Origin of the sequence: Brevibacterium sp. NPDC049920 (assembly GCF_040656435.1) — a bacterium.
GTDB lineage: Bacteria > Actinomycetota > Actinomycetes > Actinomycetales > Brevibacteriaceae > Brevibacterium > Brevibacterium pityocampae.
In genome coordinates this window covers 105,633-128,535 of the sequence record NZ_JBFAMF010000006.1, presented here as the reverse complement: position 1 = coordinate 128,535, position 22,903 = coordinate 105,633, and the positions used below count along the sequence as shown (strand labels likewise).

The 22,903-nt window shown below is 71.6% G+C and carries 22 protein-coding genes and 1 pseudogene; 14 read left to right on the top strand and 9 right to left on the bottom strand.

The annotated features are described in order from the left end of the window. Positions 1–48: 48 nt before the first annotated feature. Complete coding sequence (pepN, locus tag AB0I45_RS07750; protein ID WP_345029610.1) at positions 49–2,745, bottom strand: aminopeptidase N; 2,697 nt, start codon at positions 2,743–2,745, stop codon at positions 49–51. 149 nt (positions 2,746–2,894) lie between these two features. Between pepN and AB0I45_RS07745 the strand changes: the two genes are divergently transcribed. The 6 genes from AB0I45_RS07745 to AB0I45_RS07720 all read left to right on the top strand — a co-directional run bounded on the left by AB0I45_RS07745 (position 2,895) and on the right by AB0I45_RS07720 (position 7,941). Continuing rightward, positions 2,895–4,052: an FUSC family protein gene (locus AB0I45_RS07745; protein WP_345029612.1), complete on the top strand. Its 1,158-nt coding sequence runs from the start codon at positions 2,895–2,897 to the stop codon at positions 4,050–4,052. Between the two features lie 73 nt (positions 4,053–4,125). Continuing rightward, the gene (locus tag AB0I45_RS07740; RefSeq protein WP_137318864.1) at positions 4,126–4,437 is read left to right on the top strand and encodes a DUF2516 family protein; all 312 of its coding nucleotides are present in this window, start codon (positions 4,126–4,128) and stop codon (positions 4,435–4,437) included. Next, complete coding sequence (locus tag AB0I45_RS07735; RefSeq protein WP_137318865.1) at positions 4,434–5,255, top strand: alpha/beta hydrolase; 822 nt, start codon at positions 4,434–4,436, stop codon at positions 5,253–5,255. The genes AB0I45_RS07740 and AB0I45_RS07735 overlap by 4 nt, the downstream gene beginning before the upstream one ends. Positions 5,256–5,278: 23 nt before the next feature. Further along, positions 5,279–6,538, top strand: a complete 1,260-nt coding sequence (locus AB0I45_RS07730; protein ID WP_345029614.1) for a glycosyltransferase — start codon at positions 5,279–5,281, stop codon at positions 6,536–6,538. After that, positions 6,535–7,110 carry a YbjN domain-containing protein gene (locus AB0I45_RS07725; protein WP_247423393.1) on the top strand — a complete coding sequence of 192 codons (576 nt, stop codon included), beginning with the start codon at positions 6,535–6,537 and terminating at the stop codon, positions 7,108–7,110. Before AB0I45_RS07730 ends, AB0I45_RS07725 begins: the two co-directional genes overlap by 4 nt. 87 nt (positions 7,111–7,197) lie before the next feature. Further along, positions 7,198–7,941, top strand: a complete 744-nt coding sequence (locus tag AB0I45_RS07720) for a phosphoglyceromutase (protein ID WP_137318867.1) — start codon at positions 7,198–7,200, stop codon at positions 7,939–7,941. A 41-nt stretch (positions 7,942–7,982) separates the two neighbouring features. Here the strand turns inward: AB0I45_RS07720 and AB0I45_RS07715 are convergent, their stop codons facing one another. After that, positions 7,983–8,540, bottom strand: a complete 558-nt coding sequence (locus AB0I45_RS07715) for a LysR substrate-binding domain-containing protein (RefSeq protein ID WP_345029617.1) — start codon at positions 8,538–8,540, stop codon at positions 7,983–7,985. Positions 8,541–8,776: 236 nt separating this feature from the next. Then, a pseudogene (locus AB0I45_RS07710) lies at positions 8,777–8,905 on the bottom strand (LysR family transcriptional regulator); the annotation flags it as partial. A gap of 72 nt (positions 8,906–8,977) precedes the next feature. Here AB0I45_RS07710 and AB0I45_RS07705 point away from each other — a divergent pair. Continuing rightward, a complete protein-coding gene (locus tag AB0I45_RS07705) occupies positions 8,978–9,970 on the top strand; it encodes an EamA family transporter (protein WP_295690289.1) in 993 nt (330 codons plus the stop codon). Positions 9,971–10,003: 33 nt separating this feature from the next. Here AB0I45_RS07705 and phoU read toward each other — a convergent pair whose 3' ends face one another. Then, positions 10,004–10,699, bottom strand: a complete 696-nt coding sequence (gene phoU, locus AB0I45_RS07700) for a phosphate signaling complex protein PhoU (protein WP_137318869.1) — start codon at positions 10,697–10,699, stop codon at positions 10,004–10,006. Positions 10,700–10,913: 214 nt separating this feature from the next. Between phoU and AB0I45_RS07695 the strand changes: the two genes are divergently transcribed. Together AB0I45_RS07695 and AB0I45_RS07690 are read left to right on the top strand one after the other, a co-directional pair. Next, positions 10,914–12,197 (top strand): ATP-binding protein, encoded by a 1,284-nt coding sequence (locus tag AB0I45_RS07695; RefSeq protein WP_137318870.1) that lies wholly within the window; start codon positions 10,914–10,916, stop codon positions 12,195–12,197. Continuing rightward, on the top strand, positions 12,194–12,874 hold the full coding sequence (locus AB0I45_RS07690) for a response regulator transcription factor (RefSeq protein WP_137318871.1): 681 nt from the start codon (positions 12,194–12,196) through the stop codon (positions 12,872–12,874). The genes AB0I45_RS07695 and AB0I45_RS07690 overlap by 4 nt, the downstream gene beginning before the upstream one ends. A 100-nt stretch (positions 12,875–12,974) precedes the next feature. On the opposite strand, the gene AB0I45_RS07685 is transcribed toward AB0I45_RS07690, so the two are convergent. Then, positions 12,975–13,538 (bottom strand): hypothetical protein, encoded by a 564-nt coding sequence (locus tag AB0I45_RS07685; protein ID WP_345029624.1) that lies wholly within the window; start codon positions 13,536–13,538, stop codon positions 12,975–12,977. Positions 13,539–13,822: 284 nt separating this feature from the next. Here AB0I45_RS07685 and AB0I45_RS07680 point away from each other — a divergent pair, with 284 nt between their 5' ends. The 3 genes from AB0I45_RS07680 to ispF are packed head-to-tail and all read left to right on the top strand — an operon-like array spanning position 13,823 to position 15,581. Further along, positions 13,823–14,305 (top strand): CarD family transcriptional regulator, encoded by a 483-nt coding sequence (locus AB0I45_RS07680; protein WP_137318873.1) that lies wholly within the window; start codon positions 13,823–13,825, stop codon positions 14,303–14,305. Beyond that, positions 14,302–15,072, top strand: coding sequence for a 2-C-methyl-D-erythritol 4-phosphate cytidylyltransferase (gene ispD / locus AB0I45_RS07675; RefSeq protein WP_360317760.1), 771 nt, complete (start codon positions 14,302–14,304; stop codon positions 15,070–15,072). The genes AB0I45_RS07680 and ispD overlap by 4 nt, the downstream gene beginning before the upstream one ends. Next, complete coding sequence (gene ispF, locus AB0I45_RS07670; protein ID WP_137318874.1) at positions 15,069–15,581, top strand: 2-C-methyl-D-erythritol 2,4-cyclodiphosphate synthase; 513 nt, start codon at positions 15,069–15,071, stop codon at positions 15,579–15,581. The genes ispD and ispF overlap by 4 nt, the downstream gene beginning before the upstream one ends. 167 nt (positions 15,582–15,748) lie before the next feature. On the opposite strand, the gene AB0I45_RS07665 is transcribed toward ispF, so the two are convergent. The 4 genes from AB0I45_RS07665 to AB0I45_RS07650 form a co-directional block, all read right to left on the bottom strand. Beyond that, complete coding sequence (locus tag AB0I45_RS07665) at positions 15,749–16,384, bottom strand: hypothetical protein (RefSeq protein WP_137318875.1); 636 nt, start codon at positions 16,382–16,384, stop codon at positions 15,749–15,751. A 345-nt stretch (positions 16,385–16,729) separates the two neighbouring features. Continuing rightward, entirely contained in the window at positions 16,730–18,052 is a 1,323-nt protein-coding gene (gene dctP, locus AB0I45_RS07660; protein WP_247423383.1) for a TRAP transporter substrate-binding protein DctP, read from the bottom strand. A gap of 367 nt (positions 18,053–18,419) precedes the next feature. Then, complete coding sequence (locus tag AB0I45_RS07655; RefSeq protein ID WP_137318877.1) at positions 18,420–19,097, bottom strand: MBL fold metallo-hydrolase; 678 nt, start codon at positions 19,095–19,097, stop codon at positions 18,420–18,422. Further along, positions 19,097–20,188 carry an S-(hydroxymethyl)mycothiol dehydrogenase gene (locus AB0I45_RS07650; protein WP_137318878.1) on the bottom strand — a complete coding sequence of 364 codons (1,092 nt, stop codon included), beginning with the start codon at positions 20,186–20,188 and terminating at the stop codon, positions 19,097–19,099. The genes AB0I45_RS07655 and AB0I45_RS07650 overlap by 1 nt, the downstream gene beginning before the upstream one ends. A gap of 173 nt (positions 20,189–20,361) precedes the next feature. Here AB0I45_RS07650 and cysS point away from each other — a divergent pair, with 173 nt between their 5' ends. Continuing rightward, positions 20,362–21,831 (top strand): cysteine--tRNA ligase, encoded by a 1,470-nt coding sequence (cysS, locus tag AB0I45_RS07645; protein WP_265808408.1) that lies wholly within the window; start codon positions 20,362–20,364, stop codon positions 21,829–21,831. Positions 21,832–21,931: 100 nt separating this feature from the next. Further along, positions 21,932–22,882, top strand: a complete 951-nt coding sequence (gene rlmB / locus AB0I45_RS07640; protein ID WP_247423375.1) for a 23S rRNA (guanosine(2251)-2'-O)-methyltransferase RlmB — start codon at positions 21,932–21,934, stop codon at positions 22,880–22,882. Positions 22,883–22,903: the final 21 nt, after the last annotated feature.

Here is a 22,903-nt window from a genome sequence, read left to right as displayed (position 1 = left end):
ACGGGATCACCCGACGAGGGGCACGGGCCCGCCTCGATCCGACCCGCCTCAGCCGTGCGCGCCCTGCGAGGTCCCGAGGGAGGTCGTCCGGCTCTGTGCCGCGCGCACCCGGATCGACCGGGCGAGGTCGTCGCGGAGCTCGAGGAGGAGCCGGCGCAGCGCACCCGGGGCCTCCGGATTGCGCATGAGCCAGGCGTCCGTGCGTTCGAGCACGTCCGCAGGCCGCTGCGAGCCGTGCGGATAGAGGCCGACGACGAGCCGGCGGGCGATCTCGATCGATCGCGTGCTCCACACCGTGTCGAGCAGTTCGAAGTAGGGCCCGACGAACGGCTCGGTGAGCGGCAGGGCGCTCGGCGCGGTGAAGCCGGCGATCACCGCGGAGATCATGTCGTTGCTGAGCTCGGCGTCCCCGGTGAGCGATTCCCACGCCCGCATCTTGACGATCGGCAGCGGCCGCGCGGCCTGCGCCGTCGCGGCGTGGAGCGCGCCCGAGCCGGTGCGGTCGGCCGCCGCCTCCTGCGCGATCTCCGCGACATCCGCCCAACCGAGAGCGACGAGCGCGATGAGCGCCTTCCACCGCAGCGCATGGTCGATCTCGAGACCCGGGAACTCCTCGAGCCGGCCGGTGAGCAGGGTCGAGGCGAACTCGCGGGCCGCGACGACCGCCGGATCCGCTCCCGAGGCGCCCGCCGGCTCGCCCGTCCCGCCCGCCGTGCGCGCGAGGAGGGAGAGCACGGTGGAGGCGAGGTCGAGCTGCGCGTCGGACCCCGGTTCGGCGGCGACCAGGGAATCGAGTGCAGCGCCGAGCGCACCGGCCACCGCGGCGGGCCGGCCCGCCGGGTCGGCCCAGCGGTCGAGCGCGGTGAGCATCGTCGTGCGCAGCCCGGCGGCGATCCCCGGGTGCGTCTCCTTCGACAGTGCGCGGCAGTACGCGGCGAGGTAGTCCTCGACGGGCAGCAGCCCGTCGCGCAGCGCATTGCCGAGCGCGGACCACACGAGCGCCCGGTGCAGGGGATCGGCCAGCCGGGACACGCTCGACAGCGCCGTCGCCGTCGAGCGCGCATCGAGCCGGACCTTGCAGTAGTCGAGGTCGCCGTCGTTGGGCAGCAGCAGCGCCGGCAGCGGGGTGCCGAGCATCTCCGGCACGTCGCAGTCCGGCACGGCGAAATCGAGGGTCCACGTCTTCGAGCGCTCGAGCACCGGGCCCACCCGGTCGAAGGCCGCGATCGCGAGCCGGTGGGGGCGCACCACCTCGGGCTCGGGCTCGGTGTTGCGCTGCCGGATGCGGATGTCGGAGAGCACCTCCCCGCCCGGGCCGCCCCCGGTCTCCCCGCCCGTACCGGCCTCGGCGGTCTCGACGGCGAGCTCGATCTCGGAGACGCCCACCGTGCCCAGCCAGGCGTCGGCCCAGTGGTGGACGTCGCGGTGGGGTGCGGCCTCGGCGAGGGCGCCGAGGAAGTCCTGGAGCGTCGCGGTGCCGAAGGCATGGGCGCGGAAGTAGCGGCGGCTGCCGTCGAGGAACGCCGCGCGCCCGACGAAGGTCACGAGCTGCTTGAGGACCGAGGCGCCCTTCGCGTACGTGATGCCGTCGAAGTTGAGCTTCGCGGCCTCGACATCGGGGATGTCGGCGACGATCGGATGGGTGGTCGGGTACTGGTCCTGCCGGTACGCCCAGTCCTTGCGGCGCAGCGCGAAGGTCACCCAGCCGTCGGTGTACTCCGTCGCCTCCGCCAGCGCGAGGCCGGCCATGTAGTCGGCGAAGGACTCCTTGAGCCACAGGTCGTCCCACCACCGCATGGTGACGAGGTCGCCGAACCACATGTGCGCCATCTCGTGGAGGATGACGTTGGCCCGCGACTCGCGCATCGAGCGGGTGACCTTGTCGCGGAAGATCAGCGAGTCGGTGAAGGTCACGAGCCCGGGGTTCTCCATCGCGCCGAGGTTGTACTCGGGGACGAACACCTGGTCGTACTTGCCCCACGGGTAGGGGAGGTCGAAGGCGGCGTGGAAGAAGTCGAGGCCCTGCGCGGTGACCCGGAAGATCTCCGCGGCGTCCATGTGCTCGGCGAGGGAGGCGCGGGTGAGCAGGCCGAGCTCGATCGGCTCCCCGGTGACCGGGTGCCGGTAGGTGGTGCGGGCCTCGGCGTAGTTCCCCGCGATGACGCAGGTGATGTAGCTCGAGAGCACCTCGGTGTCGGCGAACTCGTGGCAGGCGATGCCGGCATCGGGGGTGCTGCGCTCGGCGAGCACCGCATTGCTGCGGACCACGAGGTCGTCCGGGGCGAGCACGGTGAACGCGAAGCGGGCCTTGAGGTCGGGCTGGTCGAAGTTCGCGAACACGCGGCGCGCGTCGGTCGGTTCGTACTGGGTGTAGAGGTGGACGGTGTCGTCGGCGGGGTCGAAGAAGCGGTGCAGCCCCTCGCCGGTCCGCGAGTACAGCGCCCGGGCGTGGATGCGCAGGGTGTTCTCCCCGGCCCGCGGGACGAAGCGCACCCGCGCGCCGTCGAACACCTCGGCCGGATCGAGCGGGGCGCCGTTGAGGCTCGCCTCGACGATCCCGGCGGCGATGATGTCGATGAACGTCGGCTCCGACCGGGCGGCGGTGAACTCCACGGTGGTCACCGAATCGAACTCGCGCTGCTCCGGATCGGCGCAGGAGGAGAGGTCTAGGATGGTGGCGTACCGGGAGACCGTGAGCAGGTCGGAGCGATGACGCGCCTCGTCGCGGGTGAGATTGGTCGTCATGGAGCCTCCTTCGACACGGTGCCCCGAACGGACGCCGTGGTCCTGGGCGGCACCGACCGGGTTCCGGCCCGCGCCGCCGCTTCCGCGCCGAGAACGGGTCCCGCTGTCGGCGACACTGCGTCCCAGCATGCCACAGGAGGGAGAACTGCGTGAGTCGTGAGAACGGCAGTCGGCTCCGCCCGAGCGCCTGGCCCGGGCAGGCGGCCGGGCATCTGCGCAACCGCACCCGCCTGGGCGCCCGCCGCACCCGTGCCAATCTGTCCCAGCTCCTCCAGGTCACCGTCGGCGCCACGCTGGCCTACGCCTTCTGCCAGGTCGTGCTCGGCCACGAGTACCCCTTCCTCGCCGCGGTCGCCGCCGCCGTGGGCACCGGGGTGACCGCCGACCGCCGGGTCCGCCGCTCGATGGAGATCGGATTCGGGGCGACCGCCGGGGTGCTCGTCGGGGAGCTCATGCTCGTGACCTTCGGGTCGGGGCTGTGGCAGCTCGCGGTGACGATGATCCTCGGTCTGATGGTCGGCACGATGATCAACTCCGGGGGCATCTTCATCACCCAGATCGGCGTCCAGTCGGTCTACGTCATCACCGTGCCGCAGGCCGCGGCGGCCCAGCCCTTCGACCGGACCGTCGATGCGCTCGTCGGCGCGGTCGTCGCGATCCTCATGGCGCTCATCGTCCCCAACGACGCCCGCAAGGGCCCGCGGGACAAGGCGTCCTCGCTGCTCACCGAGATCTCCGAGACCCTGCTCGAATCCGCCGATGCGCTCGCCCGCGCCGACGCCCATGCCGCCCGCCGGGCTCTGTCGCGGGCGCGGGACACGCAGGGGATCGTCGACTCCTGGCGCTCGACCCTGCGGATCTCCCAGGAGGCCACCCGGATCAACGCCCGTTCGCGGCGCTACGCTGCCGAGGTGACCCGCCTGGCCCGGGCCGTCGAGTTCACCGACCGTGCGATGCGGATGGTGCGGGTGGTCGCGCGGCGGACCCAGGCGATGGCCGAGCTCGGGACCGAGCGTCCGCAGCACGCCGAGCTCGTCCGCGGCCTCGGGGAGGGGGCGCGGCGCTTGCGGGTGGCGCTCGAACGGGGTACCTCGCGCACCCCGGCCGAGGAGTTCCTGTCCGAGGTCGCCGCCCGGCTCGATCCCAACGGCCGGGACGCTGCGGACATGCAGGACCGCACGCTCGTGCTGCTCCTGCGCCCGCTCGCCGTCGACCTGCTCCAAGCGGCCGGCCTGACCGAGGAGGCCGCGCTCGAGCAGCTGCCGGTGCTCAGCGACGACACCGCCGAGGGCCCGCCGGTCGAGTGAGGGTGCCCGGCGCACCCGGCGCACACGTCCGCTCCGAGCGGACTGACAGCACTGCCCGGTAGGGTCGGCGGATATGTCAGCGCTCGCCAGCATTCAAGGTCTCGTGTTCCTCCTCCTCACCGTCGCGGCATTCATCGTCGAACTCGTCGCGTTCATCGACTCGCTGCGCTACCGCGATGAGGTCTATCGCGCCGCCGACAAGCGCTCGAAGACCTTCTGGACCGTGATCCTCGGCATCTCCGCGGTCGTCGGCTTCCTCGCGATGCCGCCGCTGCAGGCGATGCCGATCTTCATCTCGCTGCTCGGATTCGTCGCCGCCGCCGTCTACTTCGCCGACGTCCGCAAGGGCCTGCGCGCCGTCGACCCCCGCTTCCGCAATCGATGACGCAGGACCCCGATCGACCCGGCGCGGACTCCGGCTGGATGTCGGCGTTCGGCTCCGGGGATCCGGTGACGCTGTTCGGCCACGGCTTCTCCGGCGCGATCCGCGATACCCGCCCCTTCGCCTCCGGGATCGCCGGCACCCGGGTGCTCGTCAACCTCGGCGGCCACGGCGGCAGGCCCTCCCCGGGCCCCGGCTGGACCTACGGCACCATCGCCGAACAGCTCGCCGCCGCGCTCGAGGCCTCCCGCGCCACCCGTGCGCTCGGCGTCTCGATGAGCGCCGGCGGACTCGCCCGGCTCATCACCGCAGGCCACCCGGCCGCCACGGGCCTGGAGAAGGTCGCCTTCGTGCTGCCCGCCTCGTGGGCGGGGTTCACTCCCGAGGTGCGCGCGGCCCACGCCGCCCATGTCGAGGCGATCCGCACCCACCTGGCCTCCGGCGATCGCGCCGCGCTGCTCGACGCGCTGCTGGCCCGGGAACCCGCCGAGGTTGCGGACCTGCCGCCGGCCCGTGCCTGGGCGGCCGCGAAGGTCGACGCGCTGTTCGACACCGACATGTCCGACGGCGTGGGCCTCGCGCTCGACAGCGCCGTCGCCGACCCGGCCCGCGCACTCGAGGCGGCCGGGGCCTTCCGCGGCGAGGCGCTCGTCCTCACCCACGAGGACGACCGCTCCCACCCGGTGTCCGTCGCCCGCGACTGCGCGGCGGCCTTCCCGCGCGCATCCCTCGAGGTCCTGCCGGCAGGCAGCATCCTGTGGCGCGGCCGCAGCGAGGTGCGCCGGATCCTCCGGGCCTTCTTCGACGATGAGGAGACCTGAGCGCCCCGGTAGAATCGGATACCGTGCGCATCGCTGTCCTCTCCCTCCACACCTCGCCCGCCGCGCAGCCCGGTCAGGGCGACGCCGGGGGGATGAATGTCTACGTCCGGGCGACGGCCGCCGAACTCGCCCGCGCCGGGCACACGGTGGAGATCTTCACCGCCGACCCGCTCGCCCCGACCACCGGCACCGTCGAGCTCGCCCCCGGGGTGCGCCTCCACCAGCTCGACACTTCCGCCCGGGACAAGACGGCGCTCGCCGACGACGTGCCCGCCCTCGCCGCCGCACTCGCCGCGCACCCCGCGTACGCCGGCTGCGAGCTGATCTGGGCGCACTACTGGATCTCCGCGCTCGCCGGGCTCGCACTCACCGAGCACCCCACCCCCGCGCCCACCCCCGGCCCGCGCCTCGTCGTGTCCTTTCACACGATCGCCGCGGTCAAGGACCGCGACACCGGGGCGGCCCTCGAGCCCGCGCAGCGCCGGCACGCCGAGGAGCGGATCGCCGCCGGTGCGGACCTCCTCGTCGCGAACACGGAGGCGGAGGCCGCGGACATGGTCGACCTGCTCGGTGCGGACCCCGCCCGCGTCGTCACCGCGATGCCCGGCGTCGACCTCGCAACCTTCACCCCCGGGCCCCTGCACACCGCCCGCCGCGCCGTCGGGGAGCAGGACGCGGATCTGCTGCTCCTCTACGTCGGCCGGATGCAGCACGTCAAGGGCACGGACACCGCGGTCGAGGCGCTCGCCGCGCTGGCTCGGTTCGACCCCATGCTCGCCGCGCGCACCCGCCTCGTCATGCTCGGGGCCGCCTCCGGGGAGGGCACCGACCCCGCCGCGGTGAGCGCGCGCATCGACGCCGCCGGGCTGCACGGCCGGGTCGAGATCCTGCCGCCGGTGCCGGCCGCCGTGCTCGCCGACTGGTACCGGGCGGTCGACCTCGTGCTCGTGCCCTCGCGCAGCGAATCCTTCGGGTTCGCCGCCGCCGAGGCGCAGGCCTGCGGGGCACCCGTCGTCGCCTCAGCCGTGGGCGGCCTCACCCACGTCGTCGAGGCCGGCCGCACCGGCCTCCTCATCGCCGAGGACGACCCGCTGACCTGGGCCGAGGGGATCGAGGCCCTCTTGTGCGATCCCGCCGCGCGTGCTCGGATGGGAGCAGCGGCCGCGCAGCGGGCCCGCGAGTTCGACTGGCGCACCTGTGCGGCGACCGTGCTCGCAGCGGTGCCGGCCGCGCCGGACGCCCTGCCCGGGACCGCGGAGGCGAGAGGTGGAGGACCACGATGAATGACTCGACGGACAACGGCACGACGGACGGGACCGCGGCGGGCGGCACGCGGATGCTCTCCCCGGAGGACGCGAGCGAGCTCGCGCTCGCCTGGGCACGGGAGCAGGACCTTGAGGCCGACCGGCTGGGGGAGGCGCACGTCGCCGTCACCCTGCCCGGCGAACGGAAGCTCAAGACCACGGTGTCGATCCGGTGCTCGCCGCGCTCGGTCGACCTCCAGGCCTTCGTCATCCGCCACCCGGACGAGAACCGGGAGAGGTTCCAAGCCTGGCTGCTCCACAAGAACTCGAAGCTCCGCGGGCTGGCGTTCTCCACCGACCCCCTGGGCGACGTCTACCTCGACGCCTCGCTGCCGCGCGAGGCGTGGAACACCGAGGTCCTCGACTCGCTCATGGGCCGCTTCCTCACCGCCGCCGACGAATCCTTCAACGACCTGCTCGTGCTCGGCTTCCTCACCTCGATGAAGCGCGAATGGGCCTGGCGGATCGCACGCGGGGAGTCGACCCGCAACCTCGCGGCCTTCGAGCCCCTGCTCTCCGGTGACGACAACGAGTTCCTCGGCCGGTACTGAACGCCCCCGGGCCCCGGCTTCGGGATGCTCGGGCCCGAACCCCGGAACCGCGTGCGCCCGGCCGCGCACCCGTGGAAGAATGCAGCCATGACGTACAACCTCGTGCTCCTGCGCCACGGCGAGAGCGAATGGAACCAGAAGAACCTGTTCACCGGCTGGGTCGACGTGCCGCTCACCGACAAGGGCCGCACCGAGGCCGCCCGCGCCGGCGAGCTGCTCATCGCCCACGAGCTGCTGCCCGACGTGCTCCACACCTCGCGCCTCAAGCGGGCGATCCTCACCGCGAACCTCGCGCTCGAGGCCGCCGATCGCTCGTGGATCGACGCCAAGCGCACCTGGCGGCTCAACGAGCGCCACTACGGCGCGCTCCAGGGCAAGAACAAGAAGGAGATCCGCGAGGAGTTCGGCGAGGAGCAGTTCATGACCTGGCGCCGGTCCTTCGACACCCCGCCGCCGGTGCTCGACGACTCCTCCGAGTGGTCGCAGGTCGGGGATCCGCGGTATGCGAACCTCGCCGATGCGATCCCGCGCACCGAGTGCCTCGCCGACGTCATCGTCCGCATGCTCCCGTACTGGTACGACGGGATCGTGCCCGATCTGCAGCTCGGACGCACCGTGCTCGTCACCGCGCACGGCAATTCGCTGCGTGCTCTCGTCAAGCACCTCGACGGGATCTCCGACGCCGACATCCCGGGGCTCAACATCCCCACCGGCATCCCGTTGCACTACCAGCTCGACGAGAACCTCACCCCGCTCAACCCGGGCGGCACCTACCTCGACCCGGCGGCCGCCGAGGCCGCGATCGGGCAGGTCGCCGGCCAGGGGCGCTGAGCCCGGCGCACCTCATCGGACCCGATGGTCCGCCCGCTCCTTCAGAGCGCGCGGACCCCGGGTCCGAGGTGTTCCACGACTTCGCCGAGCACCGTGCGCAGCGCCCCGATCGCCGGGGCCCGGTCCATCGAGGCGCGCCACACCAGCCGGATCGTCCGCGCGATCGTCGAGTCGGCGAGCTCGACGGCGACGAGGCCCGGGCCGAGCTCGGGGCGCCCCACCCGGGGCACGAGCGCGAGCGCCCCGGCGTGGGTGACGAACGCGAGCTGCGTGTCGTACTCGAGCGCCCAGTGCTCGATCCGCGGCTGCACGTCGGAGCCGGCGAACAGGCTCAGCAGCCAGCGGTGGCAGATCGCATTGCGCGGGGCCGAGGTCCACGTCTCCGCCCGGACGTCGGCGAGCGTCACCCGGGCGCGTCCGGCGAGCCGGTGGCCGCGGTGCATGATGACGTCGGCCGGGTCGTCGACGAGCGCGGTGGACCGCAGTGTCGCGGGCAGGTGCGTGCGCCGGTCCTCCCAGTCGAAGAGGAGCGCGGCGTCGATCCGGCCGCTGAGGAGCTTCTCGAGGAGCACGTCCGGCTCGTCCTCGATGTTCGCCACCTGGAGATCCGGGGCACGTGCACGAGGAGCGGGAGTGCGGGGGCGAGCAGTCCGCGCAGGCCCGTGCTCGGGCCGCCCACGGTGATGCGGCCGTTCGGCTCGGCGTCGGGGGCTCGGACCTCGGCCTGGAGCTGCTCGAGTGCGCGGAGCACGCCGGCCCCGCGGGCGCACAGCTCGCGGCCGAGGGGGGTGAGCGCGATCCCGCGGCCCGTCCGCTCGGTGAGGTCGCCGCCCACCTGCCGGCCGAGCCGTCGCACCTGGTGGCTGATCGCGGCCGGCGTGTACTCGAGGGCGGCCGCGGCGGCGGTGACGGACCCGGTGGCCTCGACGGCGAGGAGAGTGCGCAGCGCGTGGACGTCGATCATTGAATGATCGTAAACGGAATCAGTGAAGAACGTCAGATGGTCCTACAGTGTCCGGCGTGCGAGCCTGGATCCATGACCTCCCGCGATCGTCTCCTCGCCTGCCTCGTCGTCGTCCTCTGGGGCATCAACTTCCTCTTCATCGAGCTCGGCGTCCGCGATTGGCCGCCGCTGCTCCTCGTGGCCGTCCGCTTCGTCGTCGTGGCGGTGCCGCTCGTCTTCTTCGTCCCGCGCCCCGCGGCTCCGTGGCACCGGGTCGCCGCGGTGGGCCTGCTCATGTCGGCCGGGCAGTTCGGGCTGCTCTACACCGCGATGCACTTCGGGATGACGCCCGGCCTCGCCTCGATCGTGCTCCAGGCGCAGGCGGTGTTCACCGTGCTGTTCTCCCTGCTGTTCCTCGGCGAGCGCCCCACCGTGCGTGTGCTCGTCGGCACGGGGATCGGGTGCGCCGGCCTGCTCGCGATCGCGCTCGGGCTGTCCTCCGGGGTGCCCTCCCTCGGCCTGCTGCTCACCGTCGCGGCCGCCGCGAGCTGGGGTGCGGGCAATGTCGTGGCGCGCTCCGTGCGCGCCGGCGGGCTCAGCCTCACCGTCTGGTCCGGCCTCGTCGTGCCGATCCCGCTGTTCGCCGCCTCGCTCGTCCTCGACGGTCCGGCCGCCGTCGGGGAGGCGCTGCTCCACCCCACCGTCGGGGTGCTCGCCTCCACCGCGTACACCGCCGGCTGCGCCTCACTCATCGGCTACGTCGTGTGGAACGGGCTGCTCTCCCGGCACCGCGCCTCGGAGGTGGCGCCGTACAGCCTGCTCGTGCCGGTCGTCGCGGTGCTCGCCGCGTGGCTCGTGCTCGGCGACATCCCCACCCCGAGCGAGCTCGCCGGAGGCGCGCTGTTGCTGCTCGGCGTCGCGGTCACCTCGGGCGTGCTCCGGTTCCGCCGGCGGAGGCGGGACCGGGGCGGCGGCGCGAGCGGCACCGAGAAGGATGCACCAGACGGCCCCCGGGAACGACGCCGGCGGCCCCTCCCTGGGGAGGAGCCGCCGGGGCGACGGGATCCCTGCGGCGCTCAGGCCTGAGCGGTGCCGGCCCGAGTGCCGCAGGCGCGGTGATCAGTGACGCGGTTCGGTGCGCTGCTCTGCCGCGTCGTTGGCGGAGAGCTCCGGCTCCCAGCTGCCGGTGAGCAGGTACTCGACGCGCTGCGAGACGTTGACGCACTGGTCGCCGAACCGCTCGTAGTAGCGCGACAGCAGGGTGACGTCGGCGATCTGCGAGGGCGTGATCTCCGAGGAGTCGAGTTCGGAGATCATGCTGAACACCCGCAGGTGCTGCTCGTCGAGCTCCTCGTCGATCGCGGTGATCGTCGGCACCGAGTCGAGACCCGGGTTGTCGAGCAGCTGCTGGAGGGCGTGGCCGATCCGGGCCGCCGAGCGCCCCATCAGGACGAAGGTGTCGGCGAAGGCCGCGGGCACCGCGGGCTGGGGGTGGCGGATCCGCACGAGCGAGGCGATGTGACGGGCGAGGTCGCCCATCCGCTCGATCGCGACGCTCATCTTGAGCGCGGAGATCACGACGCGCAGGTCGTGGGCGACGGGTGCCTGCAGGGCGAGGATCTGCGCCGCCTGCTGGTCGACGTGACGCTGGAGGTTGTCGATCGCGGCATCGCCGTCGATCACCGCCTCGGCAAGATCGAGATCATTGGTCTCGAGGGCGCGGGAGGCCTTCTCGACCGCGTCGGCCGCCTTGGTCGTCATGGTGACGAGATCGTCGGCGAGAGCATTGAGCTCGTTCTTGAAGACTTCGCGCATGGTGACGCTTCCTTTCGCAGGGTGCTGCGAACGTGAACGCGGCGTTCGCAGGAATGATTCCGGGCCGACGGCGGGTGTGCGGATCTCCGGCAGTGTCCCACGGTCCCAGGGCGGCGTGAACCGATCCTGGCCCGGAGGTGAACATCTGTCCATATGTTACTCCGGGCCGCAGCGGCCCGGACGCCGCCGTCCGTCCAGCGACTAGGCTGGACATGTGGATCTTCTGGTCGTCGCCGTCCTCACGGGCATCATCGGGCTGGGTCTCGGCATCGCCGGGATCCTCGCGTTCCGGTTCTCGGAGCGCAGCCGCAGCCCGATCGACCTCCACTCCGAGAGCGAGCTCCCCGACGGGATCGCCGAGGTGCTCGCCGTCCTGCCGAGCGCCGCGATCGTCATCGATGCCGGCGACGACGTCGTCAAGGCGTCACCGGCGGCCTACACCTACGGCCTCGTCCGCGGCCACGAGCTCGCTTCCCCGGAACTCCTCGCGGTCGTGCGCCGGGCGCGCATGCGCGGGCTCATCGAGGAGCTCGACTTCGAGCAGCAGCGCAGCTCGAACGCCCGCGTCGCCCGCCACCTCCACGCCCGGGTAGCACCCCTGGGCACGGCGTTCGTCCTCGTCCTGTGCGACGACCAGACCGAGGCGCGCCGCCTCGATGCGGTGCGCCGGGACTTCGTGGCGAACGTGTCGCACGAGCTCAAGACCCCGATCGGGGCGATCACCCTGCTCGCCGAGGCGGTCACCGACTTCGCCGATGACCCCGAGGCGGTGGGCCGGTTCGGCTCCCGCATGCAGCGCGAGTCGAAGCGGCTCGCCCAGCTCGTGCAGGAGATCATCGACCTCTCCCGGGTGCAGGACCACGAGACGCCGGCGGCCACCGAGCTCATCCCGATCGGCCGGGTGATCGAGGACGCCGTCGACCGCGCGACCACCCGGGCGGACGCGAAGAGCATCACGCTCCAGGTGGTGAGCGGCGGGGAGTGGTACGTCGAGGGCAACTTCGAGCTCCTCGTCAATGCGGTGCGCAATCTCGTCGACAACGCCATCAGCTACTCGAACGAGCGCACCCAGGTGGGGATCGGTGCGAAGCTCGACGACGGCCGGATCGCGATCGCGGTGACCGACCAGGGGATCGGGCTGAGCACCGAGGACACGGAGCGGGTGTTCGAGCGCTTCTACCGCGTGGATCCCGCGCGCTCCCGGGTGACCGGCGGGACCGGGCTCGGGCTGAGCATCGTCAAGCACATCGTCGCCACCCACGGCGGCGAGATCCGGGTGTGGAGCAAGCTCGGCCAGGGCTCGACCTTCACCATCCTCCTGCCGATCGCCGGCGGCGACGACGGACGCGCTCTCGAGCAGGCGGCCGAGCAGGGTATTTTGATCAGTACCGGACCGGACCACGAACCCGGGCCGGACCACGAGGCGGGACAGGACGCGGCCCCAGTGGCCGCGGATGCGCCCGTGGACACCACCGAGCAAAGGAAACAGACGACGTGACACGCATTCTGCTCGTCGAGGACGAGGACTCGTTCTCCGACCCGCTGTCGTACCTCCTCGGGAAGGAGGGCTACGAGGTGGTCGTCGCCGAGGACGGTCTGCAGGCGCTCGCCGAGTTCGACCGCAACGGCGCCGATCTGGTGCTGCTCGACCTCATGCTCCCCGGGGCCTCCGGCACCGAGGTGTGTCGCACCCTGCGGGCGAAGTCGAACGTCCCCATCATCATGCTCACCGCCAAGGACTCCGAGATCGACAAGGTCGTGGGGCTCGAGCTCGGGGCCGACGACTACGTCACCAAGCCGTACTCCTCGCGTGAGCTGCTCGCCCGGATCCGTGCGGTGCTGCGCCGCAATGCGGAGCCCGACGCGCTCGTCGATTCCGTGCTCGAGGCCGGCGGGGTGCGGATCGACGTCGACCGCCACGTCGCATCGGTGCGCGGCACGGAGCTGTCCCTGCCGCTCAAGGAGTTCGAGCTGCTCGAGATGCTCGTCCGCAACGCCGGGCGCGTGATGACCCGCGGCCAGCTCATCGACCGGATCTGGGGTCAGGACTACGTGGGGGACACGAAGACCCTCGATGTCCACATCAAGCGGCTGCGCGCCAAGGTCGAGGTCGCGCCCTCGGATCCCAAGCTGCTCGTCACCGTGCGGGGGCTCGGCTACAAGTTCGAAGCCTAGGAGCACACGGAGCGCAGAGAAGGCGGGCACCCGGTTCGGGTGCCCGCCTTGCTGATGCTGGGTGGAGCGCCGGGCCGTGGGCCCGCGTCCGGGAGGTGCGTCAGGGTGCCTGGGTCTCTCCGGCGCCCTGCTCCTCGGCGGCGGTCTCCTCGCCGGTGGGCTCCGCGGCCGGATCGCTGCTCGCACCGCCGGTGGGCGCGAGATCCTGGTACTCGGGCAGGTCGGTGCCGACGACCTGCGTGCGGACAGTCTCGCTCTGGCCGTTGACGCTGACCTCGACGTCGACGAGCGAGCCGGGCTTGCCGCCGAATCCGGTCACGGTGATGGGCTCGGACTCGGATTCCGGGTTCGCGGGGTTCTGGACGAGCGTCTCGCCGGCCGGAACGCTCTCGCTGACGTCGGTGTCGCCGACCGAGATCTCGACCTGGGCGTCCTCGGTCGAGTTGTTGATGACGGTGAAGAACAGGTTCGCCTGCTCCTCGTCCTCCGCCACGAGCATGAGACCGCGGACCGCGACGTCCTCGATGTCCGTCCAGGCGCCGTCGCCGCCGTTGTACTGGTACGCATGGGTCTGCTGGGCCGAGAGCAGGGCTGCGCAGCCGCTGACGGGGATGACGAGCGCCGCAGCAGCGGCGGCCAGGGCGACACGGGTAAGCCGTTTCACGGTTCAAGCTCCTTGAAGTGGCACAACAGAATCATTCTGTATAGTACCCGGTTTTCGATCCCCTGTAGAACGGCGTCCGGCGGAGCGCGGCTGGACGCCGTACGGCACCCGGACGGTCGCCGGGGCGTGACTCCGCCACGGGCGATCAGGACCGCTCCGGACCTCTCACCAGTGTGAACACGAGGTAAAATCCGGCACTCTACCACAGGTGGGGCGGATTCTCGGCGATCTCTGTGGTGTATGTCATGGTAAACTGGAGGTCCGCGAAAGGGGTACAGGAGAATATGAGTTTTCAGGTCGGCGATACCGTTGTCTATCCTCACCACGGAGCAGCGACGGTCCAGGAAATCAAGACTCGCGCCATCAAGGGAGTGGAGAAGCTCTACCTCAAGCTGCAGGTCTCGCACGGGGATCTGACCATCGAGGTTCCGGCCGAGAACTGCGACCTGGTGGGGGTGCGCGACGTCGTCGGCGAAGAGGGCCTCGAGAAGGTCTTCAACGTGTTGCGCGCGGAGATCTCCGAGGAGCCCACGAACTGGTCCCGCCGCTACAAGGCGAACCTCGAGAAGTTCCAGTCCGGTGACGTCATCAAGGTCGCCGAGGTCGTCCGCGACCTGTGGCGCCGCGAGCAGGACCGCGGCCTCTCCACCGGGGAGAAGCGGATGCTCGCCAAGGCCCGCCAGGTGCTCGTCTCCGAGCTCGCGCTCGCGGAGAAGAAGGAAGAGGTCGAGGCCGAAGCCCTCCTGGACGAGGTCCTCGCGTCCTGAGCACCTGCGTCGTCATCCCGGCCGCAGGGTCGGGGACCCGGCTCGGCCACGATCGCCCCAAGGCCTTCGTCGCTCTCGCCGGACGGACGCTCCTCGAGCACTGCGTGCTCGGCACACTCGCCTCGGGCGCGGCCACGGACATCGTGGTCGCCGTGCCCGAGGCGCTCGTGCGTCCGGCCCAGGACATGCTCGATGCCCTGCTCGCCGGTGACGGCGCTGCTCCCGGTGCGCATGGCGTCCGGGTGCGCGTCGTCGCCGGGGGAGCGGACCGGATCGATTCCGTCGCCCACGCGCTCGACGCCGCCGGCGACCCCGAGCTCGTGCTCGTCCACGATGCCGCGCGCTGCCTCGCCCCGCCCGAGGTGTTCGTCCGGGTCGCCGCGGCGCTCCACTCGGGGGCCAGCGCCGTCGTGCCCGTGCTCCCGATGACCGACACCGTCAAGCGCGCGGCGGAGACCGCGCCCGGGGCTCCGGCCGGCACCCGCGAGCGGCTGCTCAGCGACCTCGACCGAGCCGCGCTGCGCCGGGTGCAGACCCCGCAGGGCTTCGCCGCCTCGGTCCTCCGCGAGGCGCACCGGCTGCAGCGCACGGACCCGCTCCCGGCGGCGACCGATGACGCGCAGCTCGTCGAACGGCTCGGCTACGGCGTCGAGGCCGTCGCCGGCGACGAGCGCGCGCTGAAGATCACCCACCCGATCGATCTGCGGATCGCCGGCCTGCACCTCGCCGACGGTGCCGGGATCCGCTCGGAACAGGACCCCTCATGAGTGCGAACGAACCGGTGAATCCCGGCCCCGTGCTGCCCCGGGTGGGCATCGGGGTCGACGTCCATGGCTTCTCCGCGGATCCGGAGCGCCCGATGTGGCTCGCCGGACTGCATTGGGAAGGTGTGACCGGGCTCGAGGGGCACTCCGATTCCGATGCCGTGGCCCACGCCTGCTGCGATGCGCTGTTCTCCGCAGCCGGGATCGGCGACCTGGGCGCGCACTTCGGCACCGACCGGCCGGAGCTCGCCGGCGCCTCGGGAGCGGAGCTGCTCGCCGAGGCCGCACGGCTGGTGCGCGAGGCCGGGTTCGAGATCGGGAACGTGTCCGTGCAGGCGGTGTGCAACCGGCCCAAGATCGGCACCCGCCGGGCCGAGGCAGAAGCCGCGCTCAGCGCCGCCGCCGGTGCGCCGGTCGCGGTGTCGGGTACGACGACGGACGGCCTCGGGCTGACCGGCCGGGGCGACGGTGTCGCCGCGCTCGCCACCGCGCTCGTCCACGCTGCGCGCTGAGCCCGGGACCTGCGCAGACGTTCCGGAGTCGTTCCGGTGCGGTTTCTGCCGAGTGACCGCACCACGGTGACTCGCGAGTCGGCCCGACCGAACTGGCGCGCCTGCGGAACCTGCGTCCCGTGCAGGAGCGAGCCGGGAACCGGCTTGCCGCCCGCGGGCCGGGCGATTCAGAAGCGGGCGGCGCCGTCGTCGGTGATCCAGCCGATCGCGTGGTCGCCGTCGGCGAGCAGCAGCCGAGCCGGCGCGGAGCCGAGCTCGTCGTAGGGGGCGAACACGGAGAGCTGCGCAGTCGAGCCCACGGGGATCGGCGCCTCGGACCGGTCACCGTCCGCTGTCGAGGGTGCGGGCCCGCGAAGCGACACCTCGCGTCCGTCGTCCTGCAGGAGGCGCAGGGCATTGGAGCCGAGCAGGCCCTGCACCTCGACGGACCGGGTGGTGTGCGGGGCGCGGTCGCGGCGCAACCGCTGCAGCGGCGCGATGCGCCGCCAGCCCATCCGGCACAGCATGAGCCCGCCGACGGCGATGACTGCGGACAGGCCGAGCGCGATCGCCGTGGATCCGCTGGTCAGCGGTGCGGAGAAGATCGACACCGCGAGCGAGATCGCGACGACGAGCAGGCCGATGCCGTAGAACAGGTTCCAACCCGGCTGATTGACCTGCGCAGTGATCCACATCTGCTCGTGCCGGCTCAGCGTGTAGTCGGCGCGCGCGGACGGGCCGGATGGTCGGCCGCGACCGGTCGTGACGGGCGGGTGCTCGGAGTCGTGACGCGGGTGCTTCTCGGTGCGGTGGTCGTTCGACATGGCGCGATCCCTTCTCGTGCGACTCCCGGGGCGAGGGGCGCGACGCCCGGGGCGGGCGAGTCGACCTCGGGCCCAGTCGGCGGTCACAGGCCTGGTCTCGAGGATAACGCGCACGCGCCCTGGAGGATTCCCGACCGGCGCCGGGCGAGCGGGATCTGCGGATTCCCGCACCCCGGCGCCTCGGACGCGGCACGTCCGTTCCGCGCCGGCTCCGGCAGAGACCCTGTTCCGCAAGAGTGGGGCTTTCGGCGGAGAGTGGTGGCGTTGATGCCACCACTCTCCGCCGAAAGCCCCACAATCACCTGAGCTGCGGGGCCGAGGAGCGTGCTCGTGCCCTGCTGCGGCTCAGCTCGGGCGGTGGGCGGCTGCCGCCTCGGTGAAGACCCGCTCGCCGAGCGGGCGGAAGTCGACGCCGTTGGGCTCGTACCAGTCGTCGAAGTCGGTGAGCTCCCCGTCGTCGGTGTAGCCGAGTTCCTCGACGACCCCGGTCCACTTCTCCGCGGACGCCTCCATCTGTTCGCGGATGTCCTCCGGCAGCCGGCCCTCGGCGATGAGGTCGTCGACGAGCTGCTCCTGGACATCGGACATGACCTTCTCGGCTTCCGGGTCCATGTCGGTGAACTCGCCTCCGGCCTCGGTCGCGTCGATGACCGCTTGTCGCTGGGCATCCAGGGTGCTCTGGATGATGCCGTGGAAGTGGTCGACCTCGCCATCGAACAGGATCTGCTGGTAGGCGAGAGGAAGGTTCTCGAACGAGGAGCCGGCGACGTGGGCCGCCGTCGCCGAACCGGTCATCCGGGAGTCGGCGAAGGTCGAGACGTGCGGGGCGACCTCGAGCAGACCGGTCGAGCCGGCGACCTGCGGCTGCACGAAGGTGCAGTCCACGGTGCCGCGCTGCAGGGCCTCGAAGGTCTCGCCGTATTCCATCGAGACCGGGCTCGCCTGGAGCGCCTCTGCGATCGCGGTGTGCGCGGTGCCGGCGATCCGCATCTGACGGCCGTTCCAGTCGTCGAGCGAGGAGCCGGTGTCGCGGCACGCGGTCCAGTAGTCGCCGGAGTTCATGAGCGGCGACAGCGGAGTGAGTCCCTTCTCCTTGAAGGACTCGAGGTGCTCCGAGGTGTTCCACCCGAGCTCGGCCATCATCGCCGTCGAGATCGCCTCGCCCGTGAGCGGCGCGGGGGTCGAGTACTGGGTGATCTTGCTGAAGGCGTCGATCGTGGGGAATTCTTCCGGGAAATAGATCGCGGCGTGGAACGCGAGATCGACCCGACCGTCGACGAGTGCGTCCTCGAGCTCGGTATAGCTGGCGATCGCCTGACCCCACACGATCTCGAGGGTGATCTTTCCGTCCGAACGCTCTTCGACGTATTCCTTGAATCGGAGCGCGCTGGCCGCGGTCTCGGATTCCTGTGAGCTCGCGCCCGGCTGGTAGGTCAGGGTGACCGGGTCGAGATCGGCGATCGCGGCGTTGATCTCCTCCTGCGAGGCGCCGTACTCGAATCCCTCACCGCCGCCCTGGCCGCCGCCGCCACCGCCTCCGCCGGCGGAGCCGGCGCACCCGCTCAGGAGCGCGAGCGCGGCTCCGGCGGCGAGCGCCGGGACAGCACGGCAGGTGCGGGCGGAGGTGGACGTGGCGGCAACGGAGCCCCGGCCGGTGCGGGTGAACATGGTCCTGAGTCGATTCATCGTCGGTCCTGCTTCTCTGGGTCCCGAGGGTCGTCGTGTCCCGAGGGGTCGGCCCGGGCGAGGGAGCCCGGAACGCACGCCGATGTGCGTTGAAGAGAGCCTAGCGATTGATCGTTCAGTTTTGAAGATGCTGTTCTGCATGCTGGACACGGGGTGCCGGCTGGGGAAACGCGTGCGCGGGCCGGGGCGGCAGCCCCCGGCAGAACTGTGGGGCTTTCGGACGAGAGTTGGGGCATTATTGTCACCACTCTTGTCCGAAAGCCCCACTGTTGCGCTGTGTCGGTGCTGCGCGGTGTCGCGGCATCGGCTCCGGGGCTACCCCGCCGTCAGCGGGGCGCGGCCGGGCCGCTCACTCCCCGCGGTCGATCCACTCCTGGAGGTGCGGCTTCTCCTCACCGATCCGGGTGGCGTCGCCGTGCCCGGTGAGCACCACGGTCTCTCCCGGCAGGGTGAACAGCTTCTCGCTGATCGACTCGATGATCGTGTCGAAGCTCGAGTACGAGCGGCCCGTCGCGCCCGGCCCACCCTGGAACAGGGTGTCTCCGGAGAGGAGGACCGGCATCTCGCCCGCGGCGTCCACCCCCGGCAGGCCGGCGGCCGACAGCCCGGACTCCGCGTAGAAGCACGTCGAGCCCGGCGAGTGGCCGGGGGTGTGGATCGCCCGCAGGGCGACCCCGGCGACGGTGAGCTCCTGGCCGTCGGAGAGGTCCTCGTCGGGCTCCGTGTCCGGGTACACCATGTCCCAGAGCACCCGGTCCTCCGGATTGAGGAGCACCGGCGGACCGCCGAGCAGCCGCTGCGTCTCCGCGACCGCGCGGATGTGGTCGTCGTGGCCGTGGGTGAGGACGATCGCCCTCGCCGTGCGCCCGGCGACCGCCTCGACGACGGCCTCGGGGGAGTGCGCCGGGTCGAACACGATGACCTCGGAGTCGTCCCCGACGATCCAGACGTTGTTGTCGACCTCCCAGGCCCCGCCGTCGAGCGAGAACGTCCCGGAGGTCACGAGATGATCGATGCGCGCGCTCATCAGAACTCCACCACCGATCGCAGGACCTCACCGCGGCCCATCTTGGCGAACGCGTCCTCGACCCCGTCGATCGAGATGCGCTCGGTGACGAACTTCTCCAGCGGCAGGCGGCCCTGCTTGTAGAGGTCGACGAGCATGGGGAAGTCGCGGTCCGGCAGGCAGTCGCCGTACCACGAAGACTTGAGCGAGCCACCGCGGCCGAACACGTCCGCGAGCGGCACGGACAGCTCCATCTCCGGGGTCGGCACGCCGACGAGCACGACGGTGCCGGCGAGGTCGCGGGCGTAGAACGCCTGCCGCCAGGTCTCCGGGCGGCCGACGGCGTCGATGACGACATCGGCGCCGAAGCCGCCGGTGAGCTCCTGCACCGCGCTCACCACGCCGTCCTCGTCGAGGTCCTTCGACACGATGGTGTCGGTCGCGCCGAGCTCCTTCGCCGCCGCGAGCTTCTTCTCGTCGAAGTCGATCGCGATGATCGGCGAGGCGCCGGCGAGGTGCGCACCGGCGATCGCGGCGTTGCCCACGCCGCCGCAGCCGATGACTGCCACGGACTTGCCGCGGGTGACCTGCCCGGTGTTGATCGCCGCGCCGATCCCGGCCATGACGCCGCAGCCGAGCAGGCCGACGACGGAGGGATCGGACTCCTCGACCTTGGTGCACTGACCGGCGGCCACCAGCGTCTTCTCCGCGAAGGAGCCGATCCCGAGGGCGGCCTCGAGCTCGGTGCCGTCGGTGAGCGTCATCTTCTGGGTCGCGTTGTGGGTGTCGAAGCAGTACCACGGCTCGCCCCGGCGGCAGGCGCGGCAGTCGCCGCAGATCGCTCGCCAGTTGAGGACGACGAAGTCGCCCACCTCGACCGAATCGACGCCCTCGCCGACCTCGGAGACGACGCCGGCGGACTCGTGACCGAGGAGGAACGGGTAGTCGTCGCTGATCCCGCCCTCGCGGTAGTGGAAGTCGGTGTGGCAGACACCGCACGACTTGACGTCGACGACGACCTCGCCGGGACCGGGATCGGGGATCACGATGTCCGTGACCTCCACCGGAGCTCCCTTCGACATCGCGACGATTCCCTTGACTGTGGTGGGCATGGGGCCTCCGTTCGCGCAAGCATGCGCGGTGGACGATACGTACTCCGGCCAGTCTATGCGGCCCTCCCGAAGTGGGGGCAAGGGTGATTCCCACCCGCTCGGAATGCAGCGGCGGGTCCGGACCAGGCGGGCGGGACGTGAAGCGCGTCCGTGCGTCTCGGTAGACTCTGAGCGTGACCATTCAGCTGTACAACACCGCCACCCGCACCATCGAGCCCTTCCGCCCCGTCGTCGACGGCCGGGTGGGGATCTACGTGTGCGGGGCGACGGTGCAGGGCGCACCGCACATCGGGCACATGCGCTCGGCCGTGGTGTTCGACCAGCTGCGCCGCTGGCTCGGCTACCGCGGCTACGATGTCACGCTCGTCCGCAACGTCACCGACATCGACGACAAGATCCTCAGCAAGTCGGTCGAGGAGGGCCGCTCCTGGTGGGCGCACGCCTACCACTACGAGCAGGTCTTCACCGCCGCCTACGACCGGATGGGCGTGCTGCGCCCCAGCTATGAGCCGCGCGCCACCGGCCACATCACGGAGATGGTCGAACTCATCTCCCGCCTCCTCGAGGCCGGGCTGGCCTACGAGGCGCTCGACTGCTCCGGCGACGTCTACTTCGCCGCGAGCGCCTGGCCGGAGTACGGCGCGCTCACCAACCAGCGGCTCGAGGACATGTCCGATGCCGCCGACGCCCCGCTGCGCGGGAAGAAGGACCCGCGGGACTTCGCGCTGTGGAAGGCCCACAAGCCCGAGGACCCGGAGTCCGCCTCGTGGCCCACCCCGTGGGGTCGCGGCCGGCCGGGCTGGCACATCGAGTGCTCGGCGATGTCGACGAAGTACCTCGGCGCCGAGTTCGACATCCACGGCGGCGGCCTCGACCTCCGCTTCCCGCACCACGAGAACGAGCTCGCCCAGTCCCGCGCCGCCGGGGACCCCTTCGCCCGGGTGTGGATGCACTCGGGGCTGCTCAACGTCGGCGGGGACAAGATGTCGAAGTCGCTCGGCAACTCGATCTTCGCCCACGCGCTGTTCGACCGCTTCCCGGCGATCACCGTGCGCTACTTCCTCTCCACCGCCCACTACCGCTCGGTGCTCGAGTTCTCCGACGGGCTCGTCGCCCAGCAGCAGGCCGCGCTCGAACGGTTCACGAACTTCCTCGACCGCGCCCGGCGGCTGCTCGGTGAGGACGCGCCGCCCGTGCCCGAGGCCGCCGCCGGCTACCGCGACCGGGTGGTCGACGTGCCGGACGAGTTCGCCGCCGCGATGGACGAGGACCTGTCGATCCCGCGCGCACTCGCCGTCGCCTTCGACCGGGTGGGCGAGGGCAACCGGCAGCTCGAGACGGCCGGCACCGCGCCGGACGCTGATACCAGGGCCGGCCTCGCACGGATCGTCGCGGAGATCGAGCTCATGCTCGACATCCTCGGGGTCAACCCGACCTCGCCGGTCTGGGCGAGCGCCTCGGCCCAGGACGACGCCGCGACCCGTGCCCTCGACTCCCTCGTCTCCGAGCTCGCCGCCGAACGGCTGGCGGCGAAGGCGGAGAAGGACTACGCTCGCGCCGATGCCATCCGCGACCGGCTCACCGCAGCCGGGATCGCCATCGAGGACACTCCGGGAGGATTCCGCTGGGCGCTCGCCGACTGACCGCGTCGACCCCGCTCCGATCTCCCACCACCGACCGATCCCGCCACCGGGACGGTCGACACCAATGATCCGGCACCGCTGAACAGACAGGACCCCCGATATGCCACCGAAGTCACGCGGCGGAGCGATCCGCAAGCCCGGCAAGGGCCCCACGAAGGGCTCCGGCGGCCAGGGCCGGCGCAAGCTCGAGGGCAAGGGCCCCACCCCGCGCGCCGAGGACCGCGTCTACCACAAGGCGCACAAGGAGGCGCAGGCCAAGAAGGCGCGCCAGACCGCGCAGGCCAAGCGCAAGAAGCGCGAGGCCGGGGCCGACGTCGTCGCAGGCCGGAACTCCGTGCTCGAGGCGCTGCGCGAGGGCGTGCCCGCCACCGCGCTGTTCGTCGGCCAGCGGATCGACGCCGACGACCGCGTCAAGGAGTCGATCGCACTCGCCGCCGAACGCGGCATCTCCATGCTCGAGGCGAGCAAGCCCGACCTCGACCGGCTCACCGACGACGCCATCCACCAGGGCATCGCCCTGCAGGTGCCGTCCTACGACTACGCCCACCCCGACGACCTGCTCGCGCTCGCCGCGGACCGGTTCGAGACCCCGCTGCTCGTCGCGCTCGACGGCATCACCGACCCGCGCAACCTCGGGGCGATCGTCCGCTCCACCGCGGCGTTCGGCGGCCACGGCGTGATCATCCCCGAGCGCCGCTCGGCGAGCATGACCGCGGCGGCCTGGAAGACCTCGGCCGGGGCGGCCTCGCGGATCCCGGTGGCCCGCGTGGTCAACCTCGCCCGCGCGCTCCAGGACCTCAAGAAGCAGGGCGTGTTCGTCCTCGGACTCGACATGGACGGCGACGTCGAACTGCCGGAGCTCGAGCTCGCGAGCTCGCCGGTGTGCATCGTCGTCGGCTCGGAGGGCAAGGGCGTGTCGCGACTCGTCGGCGACCTCTGCGACCAGATCGTGTCGATCCCGATCCAGGCGAGCACCGAATCGCTCAACGCCGGCATCGCCGCCGCCGTCACCCTCTACGAGGTCGCCCGCACGCGCTCCCGGGAGAGCTGAGCGGGGGCGCGCAGCCGGGCG

What these genes read in the sequence shown, in the direction of transcription:
- phoU (WP_137318869.1), bottom strand. Translation starts at nt 10,699, where the DNA reads ATGCGCGAAGTCTTCAAGAACGAGCTCAATGCTCTCGCCGACGATCTC.
- rlmB (WP_247423375.1), top strand. Translation starts at nt 21,932, where the DNA reads ATGCCACCGAAGTCACGCGGCGGAGCGATCCGCAAGCCCGGCAAGGGC.
- AB0I45_RS07665 (WP_137318875.1), bottom strand. Translation starts at nt 16,384, where the DNA reads ATGTCGAACGACCACCGCACCGAGAAGCACCCGCGTCACGACTCCGAG.
- AB0I45_RS07705 (WP_295690289.1), top strand. Translation starts at nt 8,978, where the DNA reads ATGACCTCCCGCGATCGTCTCCTCGCCTGCCTCGTCGTCGTCCTCTGG.
- AB0I45_RS07725 (WP_247423393.1), top strand. Translation starts at nt 6,535, where the DNA reads ATGAATGACTCGACGGACAACGGCACGACGGACGGGACCGCGGCGGGC.
- AB0I45_RS07740 (WP_137318864.1), top strand. Translation starts at nt 4,126, where the DNA reads ATGTCAGCGCTCGCCAGCATTCAAGGTCTCGTGTTCCTCCTCCTCACC.
- AB0I45_RS07655 (WP_137318877.1), bottom strand. Translation starts at nt 19,097, where the DNA reads ATGAGCGCGCGCATCGATCATCTCGTGACCTCCGGGACGTTCTCGCTC.
- ispF (WP_137318874.1), top strand. Translation starts at nt 15,069, where the DNA reads ATGAGTGCGAACGAACCGGTGAATCCCGGCCCCGTGCTGCCCCGGGTG.
- pepN (WP_345029610.1), bottom strand. Translation starts at nt 2,745, where the DNA reads ATGACGACCAATCTCACCCGCGACGAGGCGCGTCATCGCTCCGACCTG.
- AB0I45_RS07720 (WP_137318867.1), top strand. Translation starts at nt 7,198, where the DNA reads ATGACGTACAACCTCGTGCTCCTGCGCCACGGCGAGAGCGAATGGAAC.
- AB0I45_RS07680 (WP_137318873.1), top strand. Translation starts at nt 13,823, where the DNA reads ATGAGTTTTCAGGTCGGCGATACCGTTGTCTATCCTCACCACGGAGCA.
- AB0I45_RS07735 (WP_137318865.1), top strand. Translation starts at nt 4,434, where the DNA reads ATGACGCAGGACCCCGATCGACCCGGCGCGGACTCCGGCTGGATGTCG.
- dctP (WP_247423383.1), bottom strand. Translation starts at nt 18,052, where the DNA reads ATGTTCACCCGCACCGGCCGGGGCTCCGTTGCCGCCACGTCCACCTCC.
- AB0I45_RS07650 (WP_137318878.1), bottom strand. Translation starts at nt 20,188, where the DNA reads ATGCCCACCACAGTCAAGGGAATCGTCGCGATGTCGAAGGGAGCTCCG.